The sequence below is a fragment of the Psittacicella gerlachiana genome (assembly GCF_003585965.1).
Classification (GTDB): domain Bacteria; phylum Pseudomonadota; class Gammaproteobacteria; order Enterobacterales; family Psittacicellaceae; genus Psittacicella; species Psittacicella gerlachiana.
Window position 1 is genome coordinate 1 of the sequence record NZ_NRJF01000166.1, and the last position, 6339, is coordinate 6339.

General features: G+C 33.2%; 5 protein-coding genes. All 5 read right to left on the reverse strand.

Going from position 1 to position 6339, the window contains the following annotated elements:
- Positions 1–12 precede the first annotated feature (12 nt).
- Positions 13–1500: a class I SAM-dependent methyltransferase gene (locus CKF59_RS05590; RefSeq protein WP_222985617.1), complete on the reverse strand. Its 1488-nt coding sequence runs from the start codon at positions 1498–1500 to the stop codon at positions 13–15.
- Positions 1501–1693: 193 nt separating this feature from the next.
- Positions 1694–2800 (reverse strand): tRNA (uridine(54)-C5)-methyltransferase TrmA, encoded by a 1107-nt coding sequence (trmA, locus tag CKF59_RS05595; protein WP_119534977.1) that lies wholly within the window; start codon positions 2798–2800, stop codon positions 1694–1696.
- Positions 2801–2856: 56 nt separating this feature from the next.
- Positions 2857–3192: a MaoP family protein gene (locus tag CKF59_RS05600; RefSeq protein ID WP_119534978.1), complete on the reverse strand. Its 336-nt coding sequence runs from the start codon at positions 3190–3192 to the stop codon at positions 2857–2859.
- Positions 3193–3292: 100 nt separating this feature from the next.
- Positions 3293–4417, reverse strand: a complete 1125-nt coding sequence (rodA, locus tag CKF59_RS05605; RefSeq protein WP_119534979.1) for a rod shape-determining protein RodA — start codon at positions 4415–4417, stop codon at positions 3293–3295.
- Between the two features lie 41 nt (positions 4418–4458).
- A partial coding sequence (gene mrdA / locus CKF59_RS05610; protein WP_119534980.1) for a penicillin-binding protein 2 occupies positions 4459–6339 on the reverse strand: 1881 nt, incomplete at its 5' end.

The window sequence follows — 6339 nt, forward strand, 5'->3', positions numbered from 1 at the left end:
GATCCTTTTTACTTATTTTTTATTTTTAGCTTTACTTTTTTTAGAGTTATCTTTTTTACTTTTGCTTTTCTCTTTATTGAGTTCGGCAAGAGCTAAACTTGCTTTTTCGGCTAATTCAGGACAGTATAAGAAGGTTTTTAAACGATACTCAGAATCACCCGGAACTTCAAAATTAAGATCACTAATCATGCGGTCACGATATTGCTTATAAGTGTCAAAATCAATCGCACGAGCAACAAGAGTGTCTGTATGTAAAAGACGACTATAAGCACAAACTACAGAATGATACTTACCTTTTTCTGCAAAGAAAGATTCTTGCTGTAAGTTTACGTAGTTAACAAATTTACGACAATTAATTAAATTTTCGTAAGTAACATTATTTTGTTCAGGGATTACTCTGAGGTTGTTTAAACTCTCTAAGAGATCTTTGCCTACATAACCATTTAAAGTGTTTTTTACAAAAAGATTATCTTTGCCTAAGTAGTAAAGATCAAATCTATGCGACGGAGATTTAACTGCATCTAGAGTTTCTACTTCACCTAAGAAAGGTGCATTTTTAGGGCGTTTAACCACAATGCGAGCTGCTTTTAAGCTACGAGCACTATTAAACAGTTCATTAGTATCTGCATCTAAACCTACAATTTCTTGTATAGTTTGCATATTTTTATTTACTTTTGCGGTAGAGTTTTTATGCGGATACATAGGATCTAAGTACACGCTGGTAAAGTTTAAATCCTTACAAATGCTTTTCCCTGCTTTAGAAGTAATGCTTACAGGAAAACGTAGGTTTAATGGTACTGGATGAGCATAGCCTTCTTGTAAACGTCTTAAGCCGTCAGCGAGTAAAATCCCGATTACTGGGTTTCGTTCAAACATGAGGACGCTTGCCCCTGCGCTAACTAAAAGGAAACTATCTTGTCCAAACCCAGCGGTAGCATCAAGAATATATTGCTGAGTAACTGGTAGTCTTTTACTCAAAGTTGCACGTACAACGATTTCGGAGCGTAAATTATTAATATTTTCAGCTCTTTTTGCTACTTCTCCATTAAGAAAGTCTACAAAAACTGGGTTTTTTGTGGTCGTTAGTTCACCCTTTTTATTTTTATAGGCTATAGCAAGATTACCTTGAAAGTAAACCAAAGCTAAAGTTGATTCATGATCGTGTTTCACTTTACTAAAAGCTGGTTCGATCTCACTTTTTACGGCATAGTTAAAAATATCAATAAAATTGAATAAATTAAACTCAAAAGTAGTAGGTTCGGGAAAAACATTTGCTTGAGCTAATCCTTTACTCTTGACAAAGTTTTCAAGTCTTTGTTCATACTTTTTAAACTCAGTAAATGAGAACTTATAAAGTTCATAGAGATTAGCAAAATGTTTTGTTTTATCTATTTGCTTTATTACTTTAAAAAACTCGCTTTTAGTTGTTTCCCCTTCGAGTTGTAAGCTAGGGATAAAGAAGCTAAGGTCTAAAGTAAGAGTATTTGTTCCTAATAACACAGGATTCTCCAAATACATTTATATGTATATTAATATATTAAAATTAAAAGTTAGCCAAGTGTGTGCTTAAAAGTATGCTTAAGCAAAATCTAGATTATTTATTCTTTAATTTGTTAGACAGCAAAAATTAAAAAAACTCTTAAGCTTTTTTAATCGAAGTTATCTAGTTAAATTAGCAAGGGTAATCCAGTTTTTAATTACGTTGCAAGATAGCCACGCTTTCACAGTGTGAAGTTTGTGGGAATTGATCAAATAAAGCTAAATGCTTAATTTGATAGTTATGTTGCTCAATTAAATATTGTAGATTTTCTACTAAAGTTTGAGGATTACAGCTTACGTAAATAATTTGTGGATATTTACTTATCATATCACAAGATTTTTGATCTAATCCTGATCTTGGAGGATCTACAAAAACTGTATCAAAATTGAAACTATCTAAATCTATGTGTTCAAGACGACGAAAAGGTCTTACTTTATAAATTGCTTGCACAAATTCTTCAGCAGAGATTCTTCCTACTTCCACATTATGGATATTATTTAAAGCAAGGTTTTTATATACAAACTCAACAGCTTGTTTATTTACCTCAGTAGCTAAGACTTTTCTTCCGATTTGAGCTAAAACCATGGTAAAGTTCCCCACCCCACAGTAAAGTTCAAGAATATCATTCTTAGTAGAGGCATGTTTTTTTACATAGTTTAACATTAACTCATTAATTTGAGCATTAGGTTGAGAGAAGCTATTTTCTACTTGATAAAGAGATACTTCTTGATTATCAACGATAAATTTTTCTTTAATAAAGTTATTTCCAACAATAATTTTATTTTTACGAGCACGTAAGATAATATTAATTTCTTGGGTTGGAATTAAATTCTTTTGCAGGAGAAATTCTTGTAATTGTTGAGCTTTTTCTAAATCTTGTTCTTCATGGAGTTTACGATGAAAAAGCAAACTGATAATTACTTGCTTGGTAGTTGTCGTTAAGTATTCAATTTGAAATAGCTTGTGGCTAAACTCATAGTTTTTGCTACAAAATTTCTCGAGGGCTAACATTAAGGAATTAATTAGAGGAGTAGCTATATCAAAGTGTCCGTGACAAAAAATTCTTTCTTTAGTTTTAGGATCATGAGTAAAGTGGAGAACTTGATAGTTTGGAGTATTTTGATGGAAAATACCAAACTCCGCTCTCATTCTATATCCTGATTGCTCACCTGAGAAAACATCTAAATTATTTAGAGCAAAAGAAGGTAAATTATTTTTAATTAAATCTTTATAGAGGGAGATTTTTTCTTGTAATAACATAAAACTAGAAACAAAAATTGAAAAAGGTGAGGTTAGGGCCTCACCTATTTTTTTAATTATTCTAAACCAGATGTTTCGTCAAAGAGAACGTTATTACCATCTGCAAGAATATAAACTCTTTTAACTTCAGTAATTAATCTTTGATATTTAAGCCAAGTTTTTTCAATAAAGCTAATATCGTCGAAGTCTGCAGGATTGATAGTAACATCAACAAAGTGTTTTTCAACATCATTTTCAGGTTCAACTACACCTGAAGCTAAACGAGATAGACGAGTACCATAGTTTTCTAGTACTTCTGATTCGTGAATAGTGTAATCCCCAGAGCGGTTAAAACCGTGTGGATAGTTTTTATCATCGTAATATTTTTTTTCTTGGATAAATCCTGATTGCATTTAGATTACCTATCTTTATTAAAATTATATAAATAATTTCTTGCGTTACAAGTATACAACATTTTTAATAAAAATTCTTGAATAACTGAGAATTAAATTATTAGTAGTTATATGAATTTTGTTTAAAGCTTTTCTTTTCTCTTTGGGTTTGTTTATAAATTCCCATTACGAGTCCAAAAGTAATACAAAGACTTACAAATGAAGTTCCACCATAGCTTACAAAAGGTAGAGGAACTCCTACAACCGGTAATAAGCCTGAGACCATACCTACATTAACTACTACGTAGATGCTGAGGATAAATCCTTGTGAAGCACATAAGAGCTTAGCTACTTTATTAGTTGCAATAGTTGCTAGCCAAAACATGCGTAAAATGAGAATAAAGAAGAGCGAGAAAAGAATCGTGACTCCCATAAGTCCCAATTCTTCTGAAAGTACCGAAAAGATAAAATCGGTATGAGCTTCTGGTAAGAAATTTAATTGTACTTGGGTTCCTTGGAGTAGCCCTTTACCCATAATTCCTCCAGAGCCTATAGCAATTTTTGATTGGTTAACGTGATAACCTGCCCCTAGAGGATCTGCATTAGGGTTGAGAATGGTTAAAACTCGAGTCTTTTGATAGTCATGCATCCCATATTCCCAAAATAAAGGAGCAAGGACAATTAAAGTTATAATGGCAACTATAATAATGCGCCAAGATAGACCCGAGAGGAAGATAACAATTAGTCCTGAAAGAGCTACGAGAATAGTTGTTCCTAAATCTGGCTGTAAGATCACTAAACCACTAGGAATTGCTACGGCAATACTAGAAATTATTAGGTTCCTCCAACCTAAAGTTCCTTCTTGTTGTCCTAAAAAACTGCAGACATAAATTGGGACGGCTAATTTGGCTAGCTCAGAAGGTTGGAAACGAATTCCAAGATAAAGCCATCTTGTTGCTCCTTTACTTGTAATCCCAAAAATCAAAGTTAGAACTAAGAGAAAACAAGTAAAAATTAAGAAGGGAAGAGCTAAGCTTTGGACAATAGTATACTTTATATTAGAAACAACAAAGATAACTCCCAGTCCAAGTAAAACTTGGATAATTTTACGATCCATATAACCAAAGCTACCATTAGTGGCAGAATATACCATTAAAGTTCCATATCCTGCTAAGGATATGATTATTGCTAAGGTTATAAAATCAAGGTTATCAAATATCGAAAAAATCTTTTTAAACCAAGACAAAGTATGTTTACCTGTGTTTGAAAAGTGAAGTAAAATAAAATTTAATTAGAAGAGGCTTCACTTTGACAATATAGATTTGCTGGTGCTAATTGTTGTAAATTAAACACTTCTGAGTTATCAACTTTATAGCCTAAATTTTCCAAATCAGCAATTGCATATTGTTGGATTTGTGAGCAGGTAAGAGATTTATTTAAGTGCGGTAATCTTGTAAGAAGATAATAATCTATTACTTTTCTTGCAAGAGGTCCAGCAACTCTTCCTCCCCCTCCTCCATTTTCTACAATTACCGCAACCGATATTTCTGGATTTTCAAATGGAGCAAAGGCTATGTATAAGGCATGATCGTGTAAAGATTTTTTTAAGTCCTGTGAACGATAGTCACCACCATTTAAACTAAATACTTGAGTTGTTCCTGATTTTCCTCCAGAGGTATAAGGAGTGTTGGCAAAAGCTGCAAGTCCCGAACCTCCACGTTCATGGTTTACGCCATACATCCCACGCAAAACATCATTCCAATAGCTTTTTGGAGCATCCTGAAATATATAATGAGAATTTGCTTGAGTAGTCTCGATTTGTGTTGAGTGATCTGCATTATGTTTAGCTTGATCAAGAACTAAGTAAGGAGTGGTAACTTTACCTTTATTGATTAAAGTGTTTAAAGCTTTTATTAATTGAACTGGAGTAGCTGAAAAGTATCCTTGCCCTATACCAACTGGTGGGGTATCACCTGCGACCCATGGACGTTTAAAACGTTGCATTTTCCATTCTTCGGTAGGATACAAGGCACTAGACTCCTCGTTGATATCTATTCCCGTACGACTTCCAAAACCAAACTGGGTCATATACTCTGCCATGGTATTAATTCCCATGCGATAAGCCAAGTCATAGAAGTAAGTATCTACAGATTCAACAATTGCTTTATGGAGGTTAACCGTTCCATGTCCAGACCTTAACCAATCTCGGTATCTTTGATTTGTGCGAGGTAAGATCCAATAACCAGGATCCCAAATGGTCGTATTTGCGGTTACTAATTTACTCTCTAAACCAGTAAAGGCAAAGAAAGGTTTAATGGTTGAGCCTGGAGGATATACTCCCATAGTCGCACGGTTATAAAGAGGCTTATCATGATCATAGAGTAATTCATTATAAGCACTATAACTAATACCATTTACAAAAGCATTAGCGTCATAAGTTGGCATACTTACGATCGCAAGAATTTCAGAAGTTTTTGGATTTGAAACTATAATTGCCCCTTTTTGGTCTTTTAATAAACTTTGAGCATACAATTGTAAAGGAAGATCTATAGCTAGGCGTAAATTATTACCACTAATTGGTTCTTTACTATCGATGGTTTTTAAAATATTACCTGTTGAATTAACTTCTACCGAGTCATAACCTACAGTTCCTAAGAGTTTAGTTTCATAAGACTTTTCAATTCCTATTTTTCCTATTTGCGTAGAACCTGCATAGTTAGCTCTAGTTTTTTCGTCTAAGGATTGAATGTACTGATTATCACGATTGTTTATTGACCCTACGTAACCAAGGATATGAGGTAAAGCTGTACCAAATGGATAGTAACGAGTATAGATAGGTTCTATACTAATATCGTCAAGACGATATTTATTAACCATAATTTTAGCTATTTCTTGGCTTGTAAGGTTTCCTTTAAGTAAAGTAGGAGCTCGAAAAAGATTATTTCGCTTATTTTGTAAAAACTTATTATAATCATCCTCAGACAAATCAATGATTTGTTTGAGTTTATCAAAGTCAGCTCTTGCTTTACGATTACTAACAGGAAGAATATAGACTCCATACTCTTCTTTATTTAAAGCAAGACCTATACCATTACGATCGGTAATGATTCCCCTAGTTGGAGCTTGAGGAATTATTTTAATGTAATTGTTATTCGATGATAGTTCATA

Coding starts and splice junctions, on each gene's coding strand:
- trmA (WP_119534977.1), bottom strand. CDS start 2,800: ATGTTATTACAAGAAAAAATCTCCCTCTATAAAGATTTAATTAAAAAT.
- CKF59_RS05600 (WP_119534978.1), bottom strand. CDS start 3,192: ATGCAATCAGGATTTATCCAAGAAAAAAAATATTACGATGATAAAAAC.